At 70.0% G+C, this 19270-nt stretch carries 19 protein-coding genes; 1 reads left to right on the forward strand and 18 read right to left on the reverse strand.

What is annotated here, in order from left to right; translation table 11 throughout:
* From ACWDEN_RS22985 to ACWDEN_RS23070, 18 genes are all read right to left on the reverse strand, one after another.
* Positions 1 to 401, reverse strand: a 401-nt coding sequence (locus ACWDEN_RS22985) for a shikimate kinase (RefSeq protein ID WP_450860001.1), incomplete at its 3' end; no start/stop codon positions are given.
* Positions 398 to 1582 carry a chorismate synthase gene (gene aroC / locus ACWDEN_RS22990; RefSeq protein WP_450860002.1) on the reverse strand — a complete coding sequence of 395 codons (1185 nt, stop codon included), beginning with the start codon at positions 1580 to 1582 and terminating at the stop codon, positions 398 to 400. The genes ACWDEN_RS22985 and aroC, both read right to left, overlap by 4 nt.
* Positions 1579 to 2889: a 3-phosphoshikimate 1-carboxyvinyltransferase gene (gene aroA, locus ACWDEN_RS22995; protein WP_450860003.1), complete on the reverse strand. Its 1311-nt coding sequence runs from the start codon at positions 2887 to 2889 to the stop codon at positions 1579 to 1581. Before aroA ends, aroC begins: the two co-directional genes overlap by 4 nt.
* Positions 2886 to 3932, reverse strand: coding sequence for a methylenetetrahydrofolate reductase [NAD(P)H] (gene metF / locus ACWDEN_RS23000; protein WP_450860004.1), 1047 nt, complete (start codon positions 3930 to 3932; stop codon positions 2886 to 2888). The genes aroA and metF overlap by 4 nt, the downstream gene beginning before the upstream one ends.
* Positions 3929 to 4915: a carbohydrate kinase family protein gene (locus tag ACWDEN_RS23005; protein ID WP_351612623.1), complete on the reverse strand. Its 987-nt coding sequence runs from the start codon at positions 4913 to 4915 to the stop codon at positions 3929 to 3931. The genes metF and ACWDEN_RS23005 overlap by 4 nt, the downstream gene beginning before the upstream one ends.
* A 1-nt stretch (position 4916) precedes the next feature.
* Complete coding sequence (gene metK / locus ACWDEN_RS23010; protein ID WP_450860005.1) at positions 4917 to 6110, reverse strand: methionine adenosyltransferase; 1194 nt, start codon at positions 6108 to 6110, stop codon at positions 4917 to 4919.
* Positions 6111 to 6321: 211 nt separating this feature from the next.
* Positions 6322 to 6945 (reverse strand): NAD(P)H:quinone oxidoreductase, encoded by a 624-nt coding sequence (gene wrbA, locus ACWDEN_RS23015; RefSeq protein ID WP_351612617.1) that lies wholly within the window; start codon positions 6943 to 6945, stop codon positions 6322 to 6324.
* A gap of 8 nt (positions 6946 to 6953) precedes the next feature.
* Entirely contained in the window at positions 6954 to 7478 is a 525-nt protein-coding gene (locus ACWDEN_RS23020; protein ID WP_450860006.1) for a flavin reductase family protein, read from the reverse strand.
* Between the two features lie 25 nt (positions 7479 to 7503).
* Positions 7504 to 8151 carry a phenazine biosynthesis FMN-dependent oxidase PhzG gene (phzG, locus tag ACWDEN_RS23025; protein WP_351612611.1) on the reverse strand — a complete coding sequence of 216 codons (648 nt, stop codon included), beginning with the start codon at positions 8149 to 8151 and terminating at the stop codon, positions 7504 to 7506.
* A gap of 9 nt (positions 8152 to 8160) precedes the next feature.
* Positions 8161 to 8994 (reverse strand): PhzF family phenazine biosynthesis protein, encoded by an 834-nt coding sequence (locus tag ACWDEN_RS23030; RefSeq protein ID WP_351612609.1) that lies wholly within the window; start codon positions 8992 to 8994, stop codon positions 8161 to 8163.
* Positions 8979 to 9362, reverse strand: a complete 384-nt coding sequence (locus tag ACWDEN_RS23035) for a hypothetical protein (RefSeq protein ID WP_351612606.1) — start codon at positions 9360 to 9362, stop codon at positions 8979 to 8981. The genes ACWDEN_RS23030 and ACWDEN_RS23035 overlap by 16 nt, the downstream gene beginning before the upstream one ends.
* On the reverse strand, positions 9352 to 11244 hold the full coding sequence (locus ACWDEN_RS23040) for an anthranilate synthase family protein (protein WP_351612605.1): 1893 nt from the start codon (positions 11242 to 11244) through the stop codon (positions 9352 to 9354). The genes ACWDEN_RS23035 and ACWDEN_RS23040 overlap by 11 nt, the downstream gene beginning before the upstream one ends.
* Positions 11241 to 11864 carry an isochorismatase family protein gene (locus ACWDEN_RS23045; RefSeq protein WP_351612603.1) on the reverse strand — a complete coding sequence of 208 codons (624 nt, stop codon included), beginning with the start codon at positions 11862 to 11864 and terminating at the stop codon, positions 11241 to 11243. The genes ACWDEN_RS23040 and ACWDEN_RS23045 overlap by 4 nt, the downstream gene beginning before the upstream one ends.
* A gap of 44 nt (positions 11865 to 11908) precedes the next feature.
* Complete coding sequence (locus ACWDEN_RS23050) at positions 11909 to 13093, reverse strand: 3-deoxy-7-phosphoheptulonate synthase (RefSeq protein ID WP_351612601.1); 1185 nt, start codon at positions 13091 to 13093, stop codon at positions 11909 to 11911.
* Between the two features lie 71 nt (positions 13094 to 13164).
* Positions 13165 to 13644, reverse strand: a complete 480-nt coding sequence (locus tag ACWDEN_RS23055; RefSeq protein ID WP_351612600.1) for a PhzA/PhzB family protein — start codon at positions 13642 to 13644, stop codon at positions 13165 to 13167.
* A gap of 51 nt (positions 13645 to 13695) precedes the next feature.
* Positions 13696 to 14904 carry an acyl-CoA dehydrogenase family protein gene (locus tag ACWDEN_RS23060; protein WP_351612598.1) on the reverse strand — a complete coding sequence of 403 codons (1209 nt, stop codon included), beginning with the start codon at positions 14902 to 14904 and terminating at the stop codon, positions 13696 to 13698.
* A gap of 190 nt (positions 14905 to 15094) precedes the next feature.
* Positions 15095 to 16528: an FAD-dependent oxidoreductase gene (locus ACWDEN_RS23065; protein ID WP_351612596.1), complete on the reverse strand. Its 1434-nt coding sequence runs from the start codon at positions 16526 to 16528 to the stop codon at positions 15095 to 15097.
* A gap of 504 nt (positions 16529 to 17032) precedes the next feature.
* A complete protein-coding gene (locus ACWDEN_RS23070) occupies positions 17033 to 17893 on the reverse strand; it encodes an SAM-dependent methyltransferase (RefSeq protein ID WP_351612595.1) in 861 nt (286 codons plus the stop codon).
* 294 nt (positions 17894 to 18187) lie between these two features.
* Here ACWDEN_RS23070 and ACWDEN_RS23075 point away from each other — a divergent pair, with 294 nt between their 5' ends.
* Positions 18188 to 19207, forward strand: a complete 1020-nt coding sequence (locus ACWDEN_RS23075; protein WP_351612592.1) for an Lrp/AsnC family transcriptional regulator — start codon at positions 18188 to 18190, stop codon at positions 19205 to 19207.
* Positions 19208 to 19270 lie beyond the last annotated feature (63 nt).

The raw sequence follows: 19270 nt of genomic DNA on the forward strand, positions 1-19270 counted from the left end.
ATCAGCTCACGCCACTGCCTGCGCGGATTGACCGCGAGCAGCGGACGCGCCACGTTCAGACCGGTGCGCTTGACGGCCTCCTCCACGTCCATGGACAGGTAGACCACCCGGTGCCCGGCCAGCAGTTCCCGCGTCTGCTCGTCGAGGATCGCGCCGCCGCCCAGCGCCAGGACGCCGCCGTGCTCGGTCAGCGCCGCGTGCACCGCCCGCTTCTCGAGCGCGCGGAAGACCGGCTCCCCCTCCTCCACGAAGATCTCGGCGATGGTGCGGCCCTCGTGGGCGACGATGTCCTCATCGGTGTCCCGGTAGCCGAGCCCGAGCCGCTCCGCCAGCAACGGGCCGACCGTCGACTTGCCGACGCCCATCGGGCCGACCAGTACGACGGCGGGCACGGCGCTCACCGGATCCGCAGGTTGTCGAGGTACGACCGCACGTTGCGCCGGGTCTCGGCCACCGAGTCGCCGCCGAACTTCTCGGCGACCGCGTCCGCGAGCACCAACGCGGCCATCGCCTCGGCGACGATGCCGGCCGCCGGCACCGCGCACACATCGGATCGCTGATGGTGGGCCTGCGCCGGCTCGCCCGTGGACACATCCACCGTCCCCAGCGCCCGTGGCACCGACGCGATCGGCTTCATCGCCGCCCGCACCCGCAGCAGCTCGCCGGTGGACAGACCGCCCTCGGTGCCACCGGAGCGGCCCGACCCCCGCCGGATGCCCTCGGGCGTGGTGACGATCTCGTCGTGGGCCCTGGAGCCGGGCACCCGGGCCAGCTCGAAGCCGTCCCCGACCTCGACGCCCTTGATCGCCTGGATGCCCATGAGCGCCGCGGCGAGCCGGGCGTCCAGCCGGCGGTCCCAGTGCACATGCGAGCCCAGGCCCACCGGCACCCCGTACGCCAGCACCTCGACCACGCCGCCGAGCGTGTCGCCGTCCTTGTGCGCCTGGTCGACCTCCGCGACCATCGCCTTCGACGCGTCCGCGTCCAGGCAGCGCACCGGATCCGCGTCCAGCTTCTCCACGTCCGCCGGGGTCGGACACACCCCGTACGGCGCCCTGGCCGAGGCCAGTTCCACGACGTGCGAGACGATCTCGATGCCCGCGGTCTCCCTCAGGTACGACCGCGCCACCGCGCCCAGCGCCACCCGGGCCGCCGTCTCACGCGCCGAGGCGCGCTCCAGGATCGGGCGGGCCTCGTCGAAGCCGTACTTCTGCATACCGGCCAGGTCGGCGTGACCGGGCCGCGGCCGGGTCAGCGGGGCGTTGCGGGCCAGGGCCGCCAGCACCTGCGGATCCACCGGGTCGGCCGCCATGACCTGCTCCCACTTCGGCCACTCGGTGTTGCCCACCATGATCGCGACCGGGGAGCCCAGCGTCAGACCGTGCCGGACACCACCCAGGAAGGTGACCTCGTCCCGCTCGAACTTCATCCGCGCACCGCGGCCATGGCCGAGCCGCCGCCGCGCCAGGTGGTCCGCCACCATCTCCGTGGTGATCGGCACGCCGGCGGGAAGCCCCTCCAGCGTCGCGACAAGTGCGGGACCGTGGGACTCCCCCGCGGTCAGCCAACGCAGCCTGCTCAACGGTCGTCCTCCATGGCCGATGCGGCGACTTCCGCCGGGAGCGCGTACCACGGGAACAGCCGTCGCATCTCCGTGTGGAAGTCCGGGAATGTCTTCGTGACGCACTGCGGGTCGTCCAGAGTGACGCTTCCGGGGACGGCGAGACCGAGCACGGCGAACGCCATCCCGATGCGGTGGTCTCGGTGACAGGCGATACGGGCGGGCTGCGGTGCGCCGGGGCGGATGGTGATCCAGTCCTCGCCCTGCGTCGCCTCGATGCCGCAGGCCCGCAGGTTTTCGGCGACGACGGAGATACGGTCGCATTCCTTCAGCCGTGCGTGTCCGATGCCATGGATCGTGATGGGTGCGTCGGCCAGGGGAGCGATGGCGGCCAGCGTCATGAAGGTGTCCGAGATGTCGCTCATGTCGACTGAGAAACCTCCGCTCAGTCGTCCGGGGCCGGTCACGGTGGTCTCCGCCTGCTCCACTCGGACCTGGGCGCCGGTCCTGGCCAGGATCTCCACGAACCGCAGATCGCCTTGCAGGCTGCCCGCGCCCAGGCCGGGCACCGTCACCGTCCGCCCCGTGACGGCCGCGGCGGCGAAGACGTACGTGGCCGTGGACGCGTCCGGTTCGATCACGACATCGGTCGCGGCGTACGGAGCCGGCGCGACCCGGAGTGTCCCGTCCGCGTCTTCGGCGACGCGTGCACCGAAGCGACGCATCAGCGCGACGGTCATGTCGACGTAGGGACGGCTGACGAGCTTCTGGGCCCGGACCGACAGTCCATGGCGCATCAACGGCGCCGCCATCAACAGGCCGCTGAGGTACTGGCTGCTCATGGACGAGTCCACCGCGATCTCCCCGCCCGCCAGGCCCCGTGCACGGATCAGCAGCGGGAGCCCCTGGCCCGGGCCCGCCTCGATGTCGGCCCCCAGTCGGTGCAACACCTCCAGCAACGGCCGCTGGGGGCGGGCGCGCAGCTGTGAGGAGCCGTCGAAGAGGTAGGAACCCAGGCCGGTGGCGGCGAAGGGCGGCAGAAACCGTGCTGCCGTGCCGGCGTCCGCGCACCACAGGCGCGCCCGCCCGTCGGGTCCCCGGCCTGTCCCGGTCACGTCCCAGAACTCGTCCAGGGGACTGCTCTCGACCTGCACGCCGAGTTGCCTCAGCGCATTGCGGAACGCCACCGTGTCGTCGCTGACGAGCGGGGCCCGGACGCGGCTGACACCCCGGGCGGCGGCGGCAAGCAGGAGTGCTCTGTTGGTGAGGCTCTTCGAGCCCGGTATCCGGGCGATGAGCTCGGTCGAGGTTCCGGTGTCCGTGGTCATGTCTGCTCCGGGGTGCCGGCGGCCAGGGGGTTCCGTCCGCTGGATGTCGACGGCTCGGTCGGCGCCCCGACGTTCCCGCCCGTGGGACCCGGAACCTCCTCCGGGTACCGGTGGCCGGGTGCCGTGGGCAGGCGCAGCCCTCGGTGGATGTCCATGGCGGCGGACGAGGTGTTGAGGGTGATGTAGTGCAGGCCGGGGGCGCCCTCGTCGAGCAGTCGTTGGGCGAGTTCGGTGGCGTGATCCACGCCGATGCGGTGGGACTCGCGCGGGTCGCACTGCGCGGTGCGCAGGCGCAGTGCGAGATCGCCGGGAATCGAGGCGTTGCTGAGGCGGGCGAACCGGCTGATCTGGTCGTAGCGAGTGGCGGGCATGATCTCGGGGATGACGGGCGTGTCGCATCCTGCGGCCGCCAGCCGGTCGCGCAGCCGAAGATAGTCCTCGGCCCGGAAGAACATCTGGGTGATGGCGTAGTCCGCGCCGGCCCGGCACTTCGCCACGAAATGACGGATGTCGCTCTCCCAGTCGGGTGAGCGCGGATGCCGCTCGGGGAATGCTGCCACGCCGATGCCGAAGTTGCCGCAGGTGCGGATGAGTTCCACGAGTTCCGCAGCGTGCTGCAGTCCGCTCGGGTGGGGAGTCCACGGTCCTTGCGGGTCTCCGGGCGGATCTCCTCGCAGAGCGAGCACGTCACGGATGCCGGCGTCGGCGTAGCGGCCGATGATCGTGCGCAGCTGGGCCTTCGAGTGGCCGACCGCAGTGAGGTGGGCCACGGGGCGCAGCGTCGTGTCTTCCGCGATCCGTTCGGTGAGGGCGGCGGTTCGTTCCCTGGAGGAGCCGCCTGCTCCGTATGTCACGGATACGAAGGCCGGGTTCAGGGATTCGACACGGCGCAGCGCACTCCACAGGGCTCGCTCGCCTCTGGGGGACTTGGACGGGAAGAACTCGAACGAGTACGACCGGTGGCCGGCCGCGATCAGTTCGGCAGGACTCCGTCGGATCGTTGCCGCAGGCGTGGGGGCCAGGGCCAGGGTGGCCGCGGTCATGAGCGATCGTCTCCTGACGGCAGGTCCGTGGCCGCATGGACGTCTGGGCCGTGTGCGGTCGCCAGCAGTTCGCGCAGGCGTGCCGGGGAAGCGGCGTAGGTCTGGGTGCCGACGAAGGAGAGGGCGAGTGCCGCCAGGGCCGATCCCGTCCGTGCACAGGCCACGGCGTTCTGGCCCGTGGTCATGGCGGCCAGGTATCCGGCCCGGAACGCGTCTCCGACACCGGTCGGATCGGCGACCGTCGCCGCCGGGACCGCGGGAACGTCGAGCGGGGGTTCATCGGCACGTTCGATGCGGCTGCCCTTCTCGCCGAGGGTGGTCACCCAGGTGCCGGCCCGCTTCAGGACGTCGGCTCGCGTCCAGCCCGTCTTGGCCAGCAGCAGTCCGTGTTCGTATTCGTTGGTGAACAAGAGGTCGGCGCCGTCGACCAGTTCGCGAATCTGTTCGCCGTCGAGCCGGGCGAGCTGCTGGGACGGATCGGCGATGAAGGGCAGGCCGTGGGTGCGGCAGGCGCGGGTGTGGCGGAGCATCGCGGCGGGCTCGTCCGCGCCGATGTGGACGAGGTCGACGCCGCCGTGGTCGCGGACGACGCCGGCCAGGTCGATGGCGGCCGCTTCGGTCATCGCACCCGGGTAGAAGGAGGCGATCTGGTTGCCGTCCGGGTCGGTCGTGCACAGGAAGCGGGCCGTATGGCGTGTGGTGGAGAAGTGGACCCCGGAGACATCCACGCCCCGCTCGGCCAGCCGCCGGCCGTAGGGGTGGAAGTCGGCACCGACGGCGCCCACCAGGAGCGGGCGATGGCCCAGGGTGGCCAGCCCGTAGGCGATGTTGGCGGCCACGCCGCCGTCCCGGATCTCGAGGGTGTCGACCAGGAACGACAGCGAGACGCGGTCCAGCCGGTCGGCCAGGAGCTGGTCGGCGATGCGGCCGGGGAACGTCATCAGGTGATCGGTGGCGATGGAGCCGGTGACGGCGATCCTCATCTCAGCACCCCGCCGCGCGACGCAGGGCATCCACACGGTCGACGCGTTCCCAGGTGAAGTCGGGCAGCTCGCGCCCGAAGTGGCCGTAGGCCGCGGTCTGGGCGTAGATGGGCCTCAGCAGGTCGAGGTCGCGGATGATCGCGGCCGGGCGCAGGTCGAAGACCTGCTGGATGGCGAACTCGATGGCCGTCTGCGGCACGGTGGCGGTGCCGAAGGTCTCCACGAACAGCCCGACCGGATCGGCCTTGCCGATCGCGTAGGCGACCTGGACCTCACAGCGGCGGGCGAGCCCGGCGGCGACGACGTTCTTGGCGACCCAGCGCATCGCGTACGCGGCACTGCGGTCCACCTTGGACGGGTCCTTGCCGGAGAAGGCACCGCCGCCGTGGCGGGCCATGCCGCCGTAGGTGTCGATGATGATCTTGCGGCCGGTCAGGCCGGCGTCGCCCATCGGACCGCCGATCTCGAACCGGCCGGTGGGGTTGACCAGCAGCCGGTGGCCCTCGGTGTCCAGCTCGATGCCGTCGGCCGCCAGTCGTGCGAGTTCGTGCTCGACGACGTGCGTGCGGATGTCGGGGGCCAGCAGGCCCTCGAGGTCGACGTCGGCGGCGTGCTGTGCGGAGACGACCACGGTGTCCAGACGGGCCGCCCGGCTGCCCAGGTACTCGACGGTGACCTGGGTCTTGCCGTCCGGACGCAGATACGGCGCGATGCCGTCCCTGCGGACCTGGGAGAGCCGGTACGAGAGCCGGTGCGCCAACTGGATGGGCAGGGGCATCAGTTCCGGCGTCTCGTCGCAGGCGTACCCGAACATCAGCCCCTGGTCGCCCGCCCCTTGCGTCTCCAGAGCGTCATCGTCCCCGTCGGCCGGGTCCACGCCCCGCGCGATGTCCGGGGACTGGGCGCCGATCGAGACGGACACGCCGCAGGAGCGGCCGTCGAAGCCCTTCTTCGAGGCGTCGTAGCCGATGTCGAGGACCGCCTCGCGGACCAGACCGGGGATGTCCGCGTACGCCGCGGTGGTCACCTCCCCGGCGACGTGGACCTGACCGGTGGTGATCAGGGTCTCCACGGCGACCCGCGACCGCGGGTCCTCCTTGAGGAGGGCGTCGAGGATCGTGTCGCTGATCCGGTCGGCGATCTTGTCGGGGTGGCCCTCGGTCACGGACTCCGACGTGAACAGGCGGCGGGACATGGCTCTCCCTGGGGTCGCAGCGGCTGCTGGCTCTTTGGTTGGTCGGTGTGCTCTGGTGGGGGGCCGGGCCGGAGAGCTCCTCGGGGGATGTAGGAGCTCTCCGGCCGGTAGGAACGCGGACAGGGCCGACGGGGACCGATGGCCGGCGTCTGTCGGCGGGCAGTGGCATCGACGGGGACTGCCCTCCGCGTCCCGCACGGGGACGGAAGCGTTATCGGCTTCCGCCGGACAAGGCGACGACGGCCCGCGCGAGTCTCACGACGCGTTCGGCCTGGACGCGGGCCGCGTTGCGGGTGATGTCACCGACCGGTACGGTGCCGCCGGCGTCGTGGTGCGCGGTGCCGTAGGGGTTGCCGTCGATGAACTTGTCCGGGTGGGTGAATCCTGGGGCGACGACGATTCCGCCGAAGTGGTGGAAGGAGTGCATCAGGGCCAGCAGCGTGGACTCGTTGCCTCCGTGCGGGCTGCCCGTGGAGGTGAAGCCGCTGTAGACCTTGTCGGCCAGTTCGCCTGTGCGCCAGGCACCGCCCAGGGTGTCGATGAACTGCTTGAGCTGGGAGGAGATGTTGCCGAATCGCGTCGGTGACCCCATGAGAACGGCGTCGGCCCACAGGACGTCCTCGACCTCGGCCACCAGGACCTCCGCCGATGCCGCGGCGTGGGCGGACCACGCGGGACTGGACTCGACGACGGCCTGCGGTGCCAGTTCCCGGACCTTGCGCAACCGGACCTCGGCGCCCGCCTTCTCGGCCGTCTCCGCCATCTCGCGGGCGATGTCGGCGACATGGCCCGTGGCGGAGTAGTAGATGACGGTGACCTTCACCGCGGTCGTCATGGCGGCGCTCACCAGTCCGCCAGGTGCAGGATCTTCACCGGCTCCTCGGCCCCTGCCGCAGTGGCGGGAGCCGGGCGGGCGAAGGTCCGGTCGTAGTACACGAGCGGTGTCCGGTCGTCCGCATAGGTGTCCACCACGCGGCCGATGAGGATGCTGTGATCCCCCGCGTCGACGATGGAGTGCATCGTGCAGGCGACGCGGGCGCAGGCGCCGTGCGAACCGGGCAGCCCGAGTTCGCAGCTCTCCATGTCGCCCGCGGCGAACCGGTCGACTCCGGACCGGGCGAAGCGGCGCGCGACCGCGTCCTGACCGTGCGCCAGGACGTTGATCAGGAAGCGGTCGGCGGACGTGAACGCCTGGTGCGTGCTGGCGTTCTTGTTCAGGCAGACCAGGACGAGGGGCGGGTCCAGGGAGACGGAAGTGAACGAATTGGCGGTGAATCCCCAGCGTTCGCCCGTGCCGTCGATCGTGGTCACCACGGTCACCGGTCCGGGAACCCTGGCCATCGCATGCCTCAGAGCTGTGCCTTCCATGGTGTCCTCTCCGGTTCGTTGCGGGTCAGGGCTGGAGCCGGCACGTACGCCACCCGTGGTTCTGGCGGTCGTAGCGCAGCCTGCGGTGCAGTCGTTCGGCGTCGGCGCACCAGAACTCCACGGCGACAGGGGTCAGCCGGTACCCGACGAAGCGGGCCGGGCGGGGCAGCGGAGTGCCGGGAGCCCCCAGTCGGGCCGCTTCGGCTCGCAGGTCTGCCACGGCCGCCGGGCCGTCGAGCGGTTCGCTCTGCCGGGAGGCAAAGGACATGGAGTGCAGGGGGATCGGCCGGCCGAACCAGAGGGCGTCGGATGCCGCGTCGTCGAGCTGTGACACCGGTCCGGAGAGGATGAGTTGCTGGCCGGTCTCGCGCCAGTAGAACAGGCCGGAGGCCCAGCCGGTGTCGGCCAGTTCGCGGCCCTTCTGGCTGGTGTTGTGGCTGGCGAAGACCAGCCCGCGGTCGCTGAGCTCGGTGACGGTCACGATGCGGCTGGAGGCTCGGCCCTGGCTGTCGGAGGTCGCCAGGGCCAGCGAGCGGGGCTCCCGCACGCCGCGCGCGGTGGCCTCGGCGATCCACTGGTGAACCAGCGGCATGGGGTCGGCCGGTGGGTTGTCGTACTCGGGGAAGTCGATGTCGACCTCGCCGGTGAGGCTTTCGAACTGGCTGGTGTTCATGTGTCCTCGCTAGACATAAAGGGTGCCGCGGGCGGCCACGGCGCCGTGGCCGCCGACCTGCACGCTTCGGACGTCGTCGCCCGCTCCGTCCGCGGTCGCCAGCATGAGCGAGGGACGGCCCATCTCGACGCCCTGGAGAATCTGGAGCCTGTCCCCGTACGCGCTCAGTCCGTGCCGCGCCAGGTGAATGGCGAGAGGGCCGGCGGCCGAGCCGGTCGCCGCGTCCTCGACCACCCCGTAGGCGGGTGAGAACATCCGTGTCCGCCAGTGGGTGCCGTCGCCGGCGAAGCAGTTGGCCGCCATGTCCGGGAATCGGCTCAGGGCACGGTGGTCCGGTGTGAGGGCCGACAGCGCGGCAACGCTGTCGACCCCCACGAAGACGTGCCGCGGGCCGTTGCGGTAGATCTCGACCGGTGCTGTGGACTCCGCGACGCCGAGCGCCTCCAGGAGTTCCGCGCGGTGTTCGTACGGCTCCCATGTGGGGATGGGCTGCTCCATCCGCACGGCCGGGATGCCCTCGTCGTCGTGGAGCTGGAACGGGACGACCCCCATGGCGGTCTCCAGAAGGAGCCGGTCCCGCTTCAGGGTGTGGCCCAGGGCCACTGCCGTACCGAGCAGGGGATGACCCGCGAACGGCAGCTCGTTGACGGGGGTGAAGATGCGGATCCGGGCGTCACCGCCCTGCTCCGGCGGCAGGACGAAGGTGACTTCGGACAGGTTCATCTCCCGGGCGATGCGTTGCATCAGCTCGGCGGTCAGGTCGGCGGCGTCGAAGAAGACGGCCACGGGATTGCCTTCGAGCGGACGGCGTGCAAAAGCGTCCACCACTATGTATGCGTGCACGGTGTCTCGTTCCCCCGTACGGATGTGGGCGGTGTCGCGGCCGACGCGAACACGGGGCCGAGGCCCTGCAGCTCGCGGAGGGCATACGCTCCTTCGACCGTGGCCTCGACGTCGAACGTGGTGCGATGAGTGGGCGGGCGGCCGATCAGTTCGGCGGCCCGGTTCGCCGGGAGGCCGGCCGGACGCTCCGACTCCCAGAGCATGACCGCGCCCCAGCGGTTGCGCTGCCGGTCCGCCATCCAGAACTTCAGCCGCAGACCCGGGACTTCGCGCCAGGCGTCGGCGGTGCCGTCCCGCAGGTGCGCCCGCAGGGAGTCGATGGTCTGCGGGGTTCCGTCGAGCTCCCACCAGGCGATGTCAACGCGCACGGCCGAGCACCTCCCGGATGGTCTGTCCGACGATGCGCGGCCCGTCGACGGTGAGGACCGACTCGGCGTGGAACTGCATCGAGGCGAAACCCGGCCCGCGCAGCGCGTGCACGTGACCGGTTCCCTGGTCACGACTCACTTCCACCAGGCCGATTCCCTCGATGTCCAGCTTGTCCTCGGTGCTGCGGGCGGCGAACGTGTTGTAGAAACCGACGCGTTCGCGGTGGCCGAACAGATCGATCTCCCGCTGCACGCCCTGGTTGGGAACATCCCGGCGGACGAGGTCGAGGCCAAGGGCCAGGCTGAGCACCTGATGGCTCAGGCACACGGCGACGAAGGGCCGCCGCCGCTCGAGAAGGCCGTGGACCGCCGAACGGAGATGACCGATCCTGGGGTCGTCGGCAGCACGCGGGTCACCGGGACCGGGCCCCATCACGACGAGGTCGTGGCCGTCGGACTCGTAGGCCTCGTCGAAGCGGCTGACCGTCACGTGCACGCCCTGCGCGCGGAGCTGGTGTCCGATCATCGCCGTGAAGGTGTCCTCCGCGTCGACGACCAGTGCCGTCAGCCCCTCCAGCCCGGGGACCGCCGGCCGGCGGCTCCCACTGTCCTGCAGCCAGAACTCGGCGATGGAGGTGTTGCGGCGGCTGAGGGCGGCACGGACCTCCGGATGCGCGCCGAAGCGGCGGGTGCCTCCGGCCTCCAGGGCGGCAAGGAGCCCCGAAGCCTTGGCACGTGTCTCCGCGACCTCGGAGACCGGGTCGGAGTGACGCACCAGCGTGGCACCCACACCGATGCGGACCCGGCCGTGTGCGTCGATGTCGGCGGTGCGGATGAGGATGGCCGAGTCGAGTGAGCGTTCACCGTTCACGTCCCGGCCGATCAGCGCGGCCACTCCGCTGTAGTAGCCGCGGCCTTCGGGTTCGTACTTGCGGATGACGCGTGCCGCGCTCTCCAGCGGGCTGCCGGTGACGGTGGGGGCGAACATCGTCTCGTGCAGGATGTCGCGCACGTCGCGGTCGGTTCGGCCCTCGATGAAGTACTCGGTGTGGGCCAGCCGCGCCATCTCCTTGAGGTACGGGCCCAGGACCCGGCCGCCGCCCTCGCAGATGCGGGCCATCATCTTGAGTTCCTCGTCGACGACCATGTACAGCTCGTCGGTCTCCTTGCGGTCCGCGAGGAACTCCGTGACGCCTTCCAGGGTGGGGCCGGCCGGGGGATAGCGGTAGGTGCCGCTGATCGGGTTCATCACGGCGGTGCCGTCGCTCACCGAAATGTGCCGCTCGGGTGTGGCCCCGACGAGGGTGCGGTGCCCGGTGTGGATGAGGAAGGTCCAGTACGCGCCCTGCTCCCCTTCCAGCAGACGGCGGAAGAACCCCAGCGCGCTGGACAGCGAGTAGTCGCTGATGTCGGCCACGAAGGAGCGCTTGATGACGAAGTTGGCCCCTTCGCCCGTGCCGATCTCGTCCTTGACGACCCGTCGCACGGTGTCGGCGTACCGTTCGTCGTCCACGTCGAAGCCGTGCGCCGTCATGTGTGTCGGGGCGTTCGGCAGCCGCAGGAGGATTTCGGGCACGGACACCCTGGCCTGCCGGGTGACCGACAGGGCGATGAGCGGCACGCCGTCGTCGGGTGCCGTGAACCCCCGCTCGGTGATCTGCCGGTACGGCACCACGACCAGGACGTCGTGGTCGGTCCGCGGCGATTCGGGCCCCGCCTCGGTGAGGGGGATGTCCGCCAGCGTCCTGGGCAGCGACACGTCGCCGACCAGGATGTCCACGGTGTCCGGCACCCCGCACTCCGGCCGGTGCAGCAGGGCGAACGCGGGCGGTTCCAGGTTCAGGACGCTGCCGAGCAGGTCGCCGCGATCCCGGCTGTTCATGCGAACACCTCCGTGGACGGGACGACCACCGCACAGCGCTGGGCCGCGTAGTCGAGTGCGAGCCGATGGTGGTTCTCGGAGAAGTCACCGAGGGCGTCGGCGGCCAGGAACGTCTGGATGTCGTTGGCGAAGGCGTCGAGCGCCGTCGCCAGGACGCCGACGTGCGCGTACACGCCGCAGAGAATGATCTGGTCACGGTCTGCGGCTCGCATGCGCGCCAGCAGGTCCGAGCGGAAGAAGGCGCTGTACCGCCACTTGGTGAACGTCCAGTCGCCCTCGGCGGGGGCCAGCTCCGGCGTCACTTCCCGGTCGGCCGGCTCGGTGCGCATGCCCGGGCCCCAGAAGTCCTTCAGCAGCCCTCGCTGCTCGTCCGTCATCCGTCCGGGCTGCGCGGTGTACGCCACCGGCACGCCGAGAGCGGCACAGCGCTTGCGCAGGGTGGCGGCGTTGTGGACGAGCTCGGAGCGCAGCGGCTCCGGCAGGGCGTTGAGGAAGTAGCGCTGCATGTCGTGGACGAGCAGGACGGCGCGCTCCGGGCGCGGGGTCCATTGCGCCAGGTTCTCGGGCAGGCTCTCCGGGACGGGCAGGGGGTACGACGCGATGGGGGGCAGGCCGGCCATCGAACAACTCCTTTCCAGCGATGTGGCCGAGACGGTGGAGGCGTTCACAGAGCGTCGGACCAGGCCGTGACCAGGGAGACGGCCTGCCGTGAGTTGAGCCGCGGGTCGCAGAAGGTGGTGTGCCGGCCGGCGGCGGAACCGAGTGCGGAGGCGTCGGCGACGCACTCCGTCACGTCGTCCGGGGTCGTTTCCAGGTGCAGTCCGCCGGCCACGCCGCCGGCGCTCGCCACCGCGCGCCGGAACCCGACGACCTCCCGGGCCAGGGTGGTCAGCAAGCGGGTCTTCCTGCCGTCCGCCGCGGTGACGGTGTTGCCGTGCATGGGGTCGCACAGCCAGATCGCCGGATGACCCGCGGAGCGGACCGCAGCGACCAGCGGTGGCAGCCGGTCGCTGACGACGTCAGCGCCCATACGCGCGATCAGGGTGAGGCGACCGGGCTCCCGGAGCGGGTCGAGACGCTCGCACAGGAACGTGATCTCCTCGACGGTCATGTTCGGACCGACCTTGCAGGCCACGGGGTTCACGACATCGGCGAGCAGCTCGACATGGGCGCCGTCCAGCTGACGGGTCCGTTCGCCGATCCACGGCCAGTGCGTGGAACCGAGCCAGCGCCTGCCGTCTCCGACCTCGCGGATCATCGGGACTTCGTAGTCCAGGAGTAGTGCCTCGTGACTCGTCCACACCAGGGGTTCGATGCTCGGCCATGCGCGCAGAGCCGGTGCGCGCCACCCCAGGTGATCCACGATGTCGCCTGCCGCCATGTACCCGGTGAGGATGCGCAGCGGGTCGGGCTGCCTGCTCTCCGGGTCGGGTTCCGGGCTGTTGACCATGTGTCCGCGGTACACCGGCAGAACGAGGTCGCCCACCTGCTCGAAGGAGTTCGAACGCGGCTTGGCGAACTGCCCCGCGATGCGTCCCACGCGCAGGACGGGCTTGCCGGTGACCATCTTCAGCGTGGTGGCCAGCAGGTCCAGTACGGCGGATTTTCGGCGGACGTGCTCCGCGGTGCACTCCTCCGGGTCCTCCGCGCAGTCCCCCGCCTGCACCACGTGCGCTTCGCCCGCGGCGACGGACGCGAGCAACGACTTGAGGGTGTGTACGTCGTCCACGCGGACCAACGGCGGTCGGGAGCTGAGAATTTCCCTGACGCGCTGAACCTGTGAAAGATCGCTCCATTCGGGCTGTTGCAGGGCTTTGGCCCGCTGGATTTCGGTTACTGCATGTCCCACGACTGTTCCCCCGTCAGGCGGAGAGGATGTACGGCCGGATCGCGATGGTCCGCGTTCATGCGGATCAGCTGTCAGGTGGGGATACCCTCACGCTCGATGCGCGGGACGTCGATTCCCAGGGAGCGGAACTGCTGGCACGGGTTCATGAACTCGCGCTGCTGCTTTATCTTCCCGTTCTCGAACAGGAACGAGTGGAGGAAGTGATTACGGTAATGACCTTCGGGATATCCGGGAAAGAGGATCCGGCCCTCGCCGTCGCATTCGACCCAGAAGCGGTCGGGGTCCTGGGTGTCGAAGATCTCGATGTTGGTCCAGGCCCAGTCGGGGAAGCACTTGAGCGACCAGACGGCGTGCTCCCCCAGCCGCTCGCGGCCGCGGATGACGATCGGTTCGCCGCTCTCCGTGGTCCACAGGCCACCGACGCCGTCCTCCGTGAAGAGCAGGTGCCGCCGGAGCCGGTCCTCGCCGCGGGTGTTCATGTACTGCTCGACGACGGCGCGGTTGTGGGCGCGCAACTCGGTCTCGTCGGTGGGTATTCGGGGCTCTGCCATGGGTGTCCTTCGGTGTGGGAGACGGACGTACGGGTTCGGTCGCGTCTCGGCTCAGACGATGAAGCTGATGTCACGGGGGTCCTGGCCGACCAGAGCGCGGCCGTAGACCTGTTCGGGAATGCCCATGCCGAACCCGGCGTGCCGGCTGCCGACGTTGATGTCGCGCCAGAGCCGCTGCAGCGGGTTGGCCTCGTTGAAGGCGGAGGAGCCGTGTGCGGTCAGCAGGGTGTCGACGGCCTCCCGGCACAGCCGGCCGACCTGGGCGGACTCCAGCCGGTTGCGGGCGCGCACGGTCAGATCCGTGTTGATCCCGGCATGGGCGTACTCGTCGACGGTGCCGGCGATACGGGCCGCGATCAGCTTGGCCGTGTCGATCTTCGAGGTGGCGTCGGCGAGGTCGAGCTGGAAGGTCGGCGACTGGGTCTGGTCGCGGTAGGTGGAGCCCGCCACGGGACGGGTGGGGCCCTTCTCCCGGACGAAGTCGAGGGCGGCTTCGGCGCCGCCGATCAGCGCGCCGATCAGGCCGATGGCGAACAGGCCGGTCAGGCTGTTGCGGTAGGGCAGGCCGGGGTCGACCACGCCGTCGGTCTCGCCGTTGAGGACGGGCACGTAGGGCACCAGCCGGTGGCTGGGCACGAAGAGCCGGTCGGCGACGACGGTGTTGCTGCCGGTGCCGCGCATCCCGGCGAAGTGCCAGGTGTCCTTGATGGTGACGTCGTCGGCCCGCATCAGGGCGAAGTTGATGTCGGGCCGGCCCTCGGCGGTGGGTACGGCGATCAGGGCGCTGATCCACTGGGCGTGCAGGCAGCCCGAGACGTAGGCCCACTGGCCGCTGACGACGACGCCTCCGTCGGCGTGCTCGACGTCCGGTGCGGGGAGCCCCAGGACCAGGGCGCACTGGGCGTCGGGGTTCTCGCCCCACACCTCGTCACCGGCGGCCGGGGGGAACAGGGACGCCACGAAGTTCCCGGCGTTGAGCACGCCCGCGATCCAGGCCGCGGAGCAGCAGCCGCGGCCGAGTGCGGTGGCGACCTCGAGCAAGGTGCGCATGTCCGTCTCGTAACCCCCGTGCCGTCGCGGGGTCATCAGCCGCAGCAGGCCCGACTCGGTCATGGCGGAGACGACGCCGGCGGCGAGACGGCGCTCGCTTTCGCAGGCGACGGCATGCTCGGACAGCAGCTCCCGCAAGCCCTCGGCCCGCTTCACGAGCTCGATGCGGTCAGGAGTCTGTACGACGGTGGAAACCACCGGATTCGACATTCCGAATCATTCCCTTCGGATTTCTCGACACTGGAACGCTAGATCTCCGAAAACTGCGGAGTCAAGGCCGGAATTCCCGTTTAACCGAGAATTCAATTTCCCGGAAAAGGCATGACTGATCTGCACGGCACCGCGGGGATCGCGTGTGTGATTCCGGCTGTTCGGAGTGACAGAAAGACGGTTGCGCCGGTTAACGGTTCTCCTGGCTTCCTCGGTGGCGCAGGTTGCCGAGGACCATCCGCCCGATGGTGACGGGATTGAGCAGGATCGTGGGCGGAGAGAGCAGTGAGCTGACCTTGACGAACTCCTGGGTGAGCGCCGAGTCGTGTTCCGCGGCGCTCAGCAGCCGGCCGAAGAAGGCGTTGGTGATGCGTACGGGGAGCGGGCGCGGGCCGGTGACCTCGGGGAGCGCCAGGTCGCTGCCGACGGCCATCTGCCAGGCGACCTCGATGCGCCGTGCGGCGGCCTTGAAGAAGCGGCGCGGCAACTGGTCCCCGTGCTGAGCGAGAGCTTCCTCGAGCGCGCCGGCCTGCAGCGCGGCGGCGGACATCCCCTGACCGTAGACGGGGTTGAAGCTGCAGATCGCGTCGCCGAACACGAGGAGTCCGTCGGGGAAGCGCTGCAGCCGCTCGTAGCGGCGGCGCACGCTCGCCGGATAGCGGTGCGCGACGGGGTCGTCGAGGGGTTCGGCGGCGCAGAGGGCCTCGAAGACGTCCGGGGGGACGATGGGCTTGGCGAAGTCCAGGAAACCGCTCGGGTCGACGGGCGGGTGATGTCCGCCGTAGCCGATCAGTGTCAGCATCCAGTGGTCGTCGCCGTGCTGGAGAAACGTGGCGCCGGTCGGTCTTCCCGGACAGGCGCCGACGATCACGACCTTTCTGCGGCCGAGAGAGCCCGGTGCCACCCTGAGGTTCCGGCTGACGTACTTGATGTCGACGGCGATCCGGTCTTCCTGCGGCTGCTCGTAGCCCAGGTCCGCGAGCCATCGCGTGGTGCGGCCGCCGCGTCCCGTCGCGTCGACGACCAGGTCCGCGGCGAGTTCCTGCTCCACCGCGTCGTCGCGGTGCGCGACGCGGACACCGGTGACGCGGCGTCCGTCCGGGGAGCTGATGAGTCCGGTCGCCTCGCAGCGGTCGATGATCTCGACGTTCGGCAGCGCCCGCAGCCAGGAGCGTACCCGGCCCTCCAGTTGCGGACGGCTCGGCTGATACGTGGGGATGGGGTCCGCGTAGCGGCCCTCCTGGCTGAGGAGATGGCCTCCCGGGGCGAAGTGCATCTCGGTGGGTTCCCGGACCACCGGCACGCCGTCGGCTTCGATCTCCGCCAGCAGGCCGGGGAACATCTCCTGGAGCCACTTCGTGCCGGCGGGCAGTATCGCGTGCGCGTGACGGCCCTGGGGCACTCCGCGCCGGTTCTCGACCGTCTCCGGCAGCGCGTCCCGGTCGATCACCGTCACCCGGTCGAAGGTGTCGGACAGCACCCGGGCGGCGAAGAGCCCGCCGATGCTGGCCCCCAGCACCACACAACGGCTCCACGGCGTCCTGGACGCGGACTCGCCGGAGCGGCCGCTGCTTCGTAAGCGGTGCTCCTCCGGAGAGTGGGGGCGTGCAGTGTCGTCAGGCATGCGTTTCCTCCGCTGTCCTCGTGGGGTGGTGGGTGGGCGTGGTCAGGCAGACACCGATGACGGCGAGGTGAACGTGGGTGCTGCGCGCATCGGGATTTCCGCTGTCCCCTCGGCCGCGCACGTATTCGGCGGGCAGGGATGCCGCCGCGCAGGTCTCGCGGGTAGCTCCCGCGCGCCGGTTTGACAATCGGCGGGTGAATTCCCTGGACGGCTTCAGCGACACCGGCGCGTCCGTCTCATGAACCCGGGGACGCCGCTGAGTCATAAGCCGCGGCAGGTCCGTATCGGGTGTCGAAGGAATGATCCGTTCAAAGGCGTGCCACGCACGGTCTGGTTGCACGATGTCCCCCCGTACCGAGTCCGGCGAAACTGCAGTGCAATGCACCGCATCATTTCAGCCAGAAACCCCCTGTGATGACGGAGGTCAGCCCGCCATCAATGGAATTCGGGATTCCGGATTCCCTGCTGCCGAGTCCGGAATCCTGTTGATTCCAGGAATTCCTGTCAGGCCACGGCCGGTCCGGCGGAAGGAGTGAGCCTGGCGGTCGTCAGCCAGCACGCCGGGAGCGGTGCCACCGTGCGTCCGTGTCCGATTCGGGTGTCGTCGCCGGCGTACACCTCCGCCTCCCACCCGTGGCCGCCCATCCAGGAGACGAGGTCGTCGCGAGCGGAGAGCCAGGAGGCGCCCTGCTCCTCGACGCGCTCCCGCACGGGCCTGCCCGCCTCCTCGAGCATCGCCGCCTGGAGGTGCTCCAGCATGAGCCGGCTTCCCGGTGCGGACAGCTCGGTGACACCGGCCAGGATCGCGTCTCCCGCGGCGTCGGTCAGATACATCAAGAGCCCTTCGACCAGCCAGACCGTCGGCTGCGACGGATCGAAACCCGCAGCTCGCAGGGCCGATTGCCAGTCCTCCCGGAGGTCGGCGGCCACCCCGTGGCGCTCGCACCCGAGGGGCAGGCCGGACCGTTCGATCAGGGCGTCCTTGAACGCGGTCATCTCCGGCAGCTCCACCTCGAACCAGCGCGTCCCGGCCGGCAGCTCCAGCCGGACGGTACGCCCGTCCACGCCCGCGGCCAGCGTGACGACCTGGCGGATCCCGCTCCGGACCGCGGAGAGCACCTCGTCGTCGAAGAACCGCGTGCGCACCGCGAAGTACGCCGGGAAGCCACGCGCGCTGTTGTGGGTCTGCTTGATCACCTCGGCCACATCGGCCAGTACCGGATCCTCCGCCAGGGCCGACAGCATGGCAGCGGCGAGCGGGTCCCGGAACAGCGCGTCCGGACGTTCGCTTTCCAGCTGGCGCATCCACGCGACGAAGAGTGCGGTCTGCCCGACTCCGACCGAAGGCGTCTTCAACTCGACCATAAAATCCTCCCCAAGACGAGGTCTGTTCACTGAAAAGGAGCGGTCTACATTTCTGTAGACGTACGGCTTGAAAGGCTCATCGGAATGGCTGGAACATTCACTTGGCACATGGGGCTCGAAAGAGAGAGATGGGCAGACAGCTGGTCCGCTGCGCACGATGTCGACCAGATCAGAGTAACTCTGATGAGCGGCAACTGATGGAATTCTGCGGACCTCTGAGGCTGCGATGGTAGCGTGGCCTGCGCTATCTTCAACTTTATTCCACGGAGCAGCCTCCCACTGAAGGATGTGTGCATGCTCGACGACCTGGATCGTGCCCTGATACACGCGCTGCACATAGACGGCCGCGCGCCATTCAGTCATTTCGCGGCCGCGCTCGACGTATCGCCCCAGACGATCGCCCGCCGCTACCGGCGCCTACGGGACGAGGCGTCGCTGCGCGTCGTCGGGCTCGCGGACCCCCACCGAGCCGGTCAGACACAGTGGCTCGTCCGGCTCACCGCCGCGGCGAGTTCGGCGCAGGACCTCGCGCACGCCTTGGCCCGCCGACCTGACACGTCGTGGGTCAAACTCACCTCCGGCGGCACCGAAATCGTCGCGATCATCCACACCCCGACCGACGCCGCCGCCGGCAACTCCCTGCTGCTGCGTGACATCCCGCGCACCAACAACATCACGGCCGTGTCCGCTCACTGTCTGCTGCACATGTACCTCGGAGGTCCCACGAACTGGCGCCGAAGCGCGAACACCCTCAACGAGGAACAGCAGCGCATCCTGCGGTCGAACGAGGCCGCCGACACCGCGTACGTGCCCGTGCCACGTCAACTGACCGACGGGGACGCTGATTTGCTGGTTGCACTGCAGAAGGACGGGCGCGCCAGCCACGCGGAACTCGCCCAGGCGACCGGCTGGTCCCCGGTGACCGTCGCGCGGCGGCTGGCCGATCTGCAGGCCGGCGGAGCCCTCTTCTTCGACGTCGAGGTCGACACCGGGCTGTTCGGCGCCAACACCAGGGCACTTCTGTGGATGTCGGTGAGCCCCGCGCATCTGGATCACGTGGCGACGACCCTGGCGGGACACGACGAACTCGCCTTCGTCGCCGCGACCACGGGTCCCACCAACCTGGTGGCCCAGGCGCTGTGCCGCGACCCTGCCGACCTGCACCATTACCTCGCCCGCCGGCTCGGCTCCCTCGACGCGATCCACACCCTCGAGACCAGCCCGGTGCTGCAGAACGTCAAGGCGGCGAGCCCCATGATCACGGATCTGGTCCGTGCCCGGCGGACCGCTCCGGCTTCGCGTCTGCGACCGTGAAGCCGTGGTGGGCGCACACACACCGATGCGGCGACCGGAAGGCCGCCGCATGAACCGCTCAGG

The sequence above is a fragment of the Streptomyces sp. NPDC001153 genome, assembly GCF_053598315.1.

Coding starts and splice junctions, on each gene's coding strand:
- ACWDEN_RS23075 (WP_351612592.1), top strand. CDS start 18,188: ATGCTCGACGACCTGGATCGTGCCCTGATACACGCGCTGCACATAGAC.
- ACWDEN_RS23055 (WP_351612600.1), bottom strand. CDS start 13,644: ATGGCAGAGCCCCGAATACCCACCGACGAGACCGAGTTGCGCGCCCAC.
- ACWDEN_RS23045 (WP_351612603.1), bottom strand. CDS start 11,864: ATGGCCGGCCTGCCCCCCATCGCGTCGTACCCCCTGCCCGTCCCGGAG.
- wrbA (WP_351612617.1), bottom strand. CDS start 6,945: ATGACGACCGCGGTGAAGGTCACCGTCATCTACTACTCCGCCACGGGC.
- ACWDEN_RS23005 (WP_351612623.1), bottom strand. CDS start 4,915: ATGAGGATCGCCGTCACCGGCTCCATCGCCACCGATCACCTGATGACG.
- ACWDEN_RS23020 (WP_450860006.1), bottom strand. CDS start 7,478: ATGGAAGGCACAGCTCTGAGGCATGCGATGGCCAGGGTTCCCGGACCG.
- metK (WP_450860005.1), bottom strand. CDS start 6,110: ATGTCCCGCCGCCTGTTCACGTCGGAGTCCGTGACCGAGGGCCACCCC.
- ACWDEN_RS23040 (WP_351612605.1), bottom strand. CDS start 11,244: ATGAACAGCCGGGATCGCGGCGACCTGCTCGGCAGCGTCCTGAACCTG.
- ACWDEN_RS23060 (WP_351612598.1), bottom strand. CDS start 14,904: ATGTCGAATCCGGTGGTTTCCACCGTCGTACAGACTCCTGACCGCATC.
- ACWDEN_RS23070 (WP_351612595.1), bottom strand. CDS start 17,893: ATGGTCGAGTTGAAGACGCCTTCGGTCGGAGTCGGGCAGACCGCACTC.
- metF (WP_450860004.1), bottom strand. CDS start 3,932: ATGACCGCGGCCACCCTGGCCCTGGCCCCCACGCCTGCGGCAACGATC.
- phzG (WP_351612611.1), bottom strand. CDS start 8,151: ATGAACACCAGCCAGTTCGAAAGCCTCACCGGCGAGGTCGACATCGAC.
- ACWDEN_RS23065 (WP_351612596.1), bottom strand. CDS start 16,528: ATGCCTGACGACACTGCACGCCCCCACTCTCCGGAGGAGCACCGCTTA.
- aroA (WP_450860003.1), bottom strand. CDS start 2,889: ATGACCACGGACACCGGAACCTCGACCGAGCTCATCGCCCGGATACCG.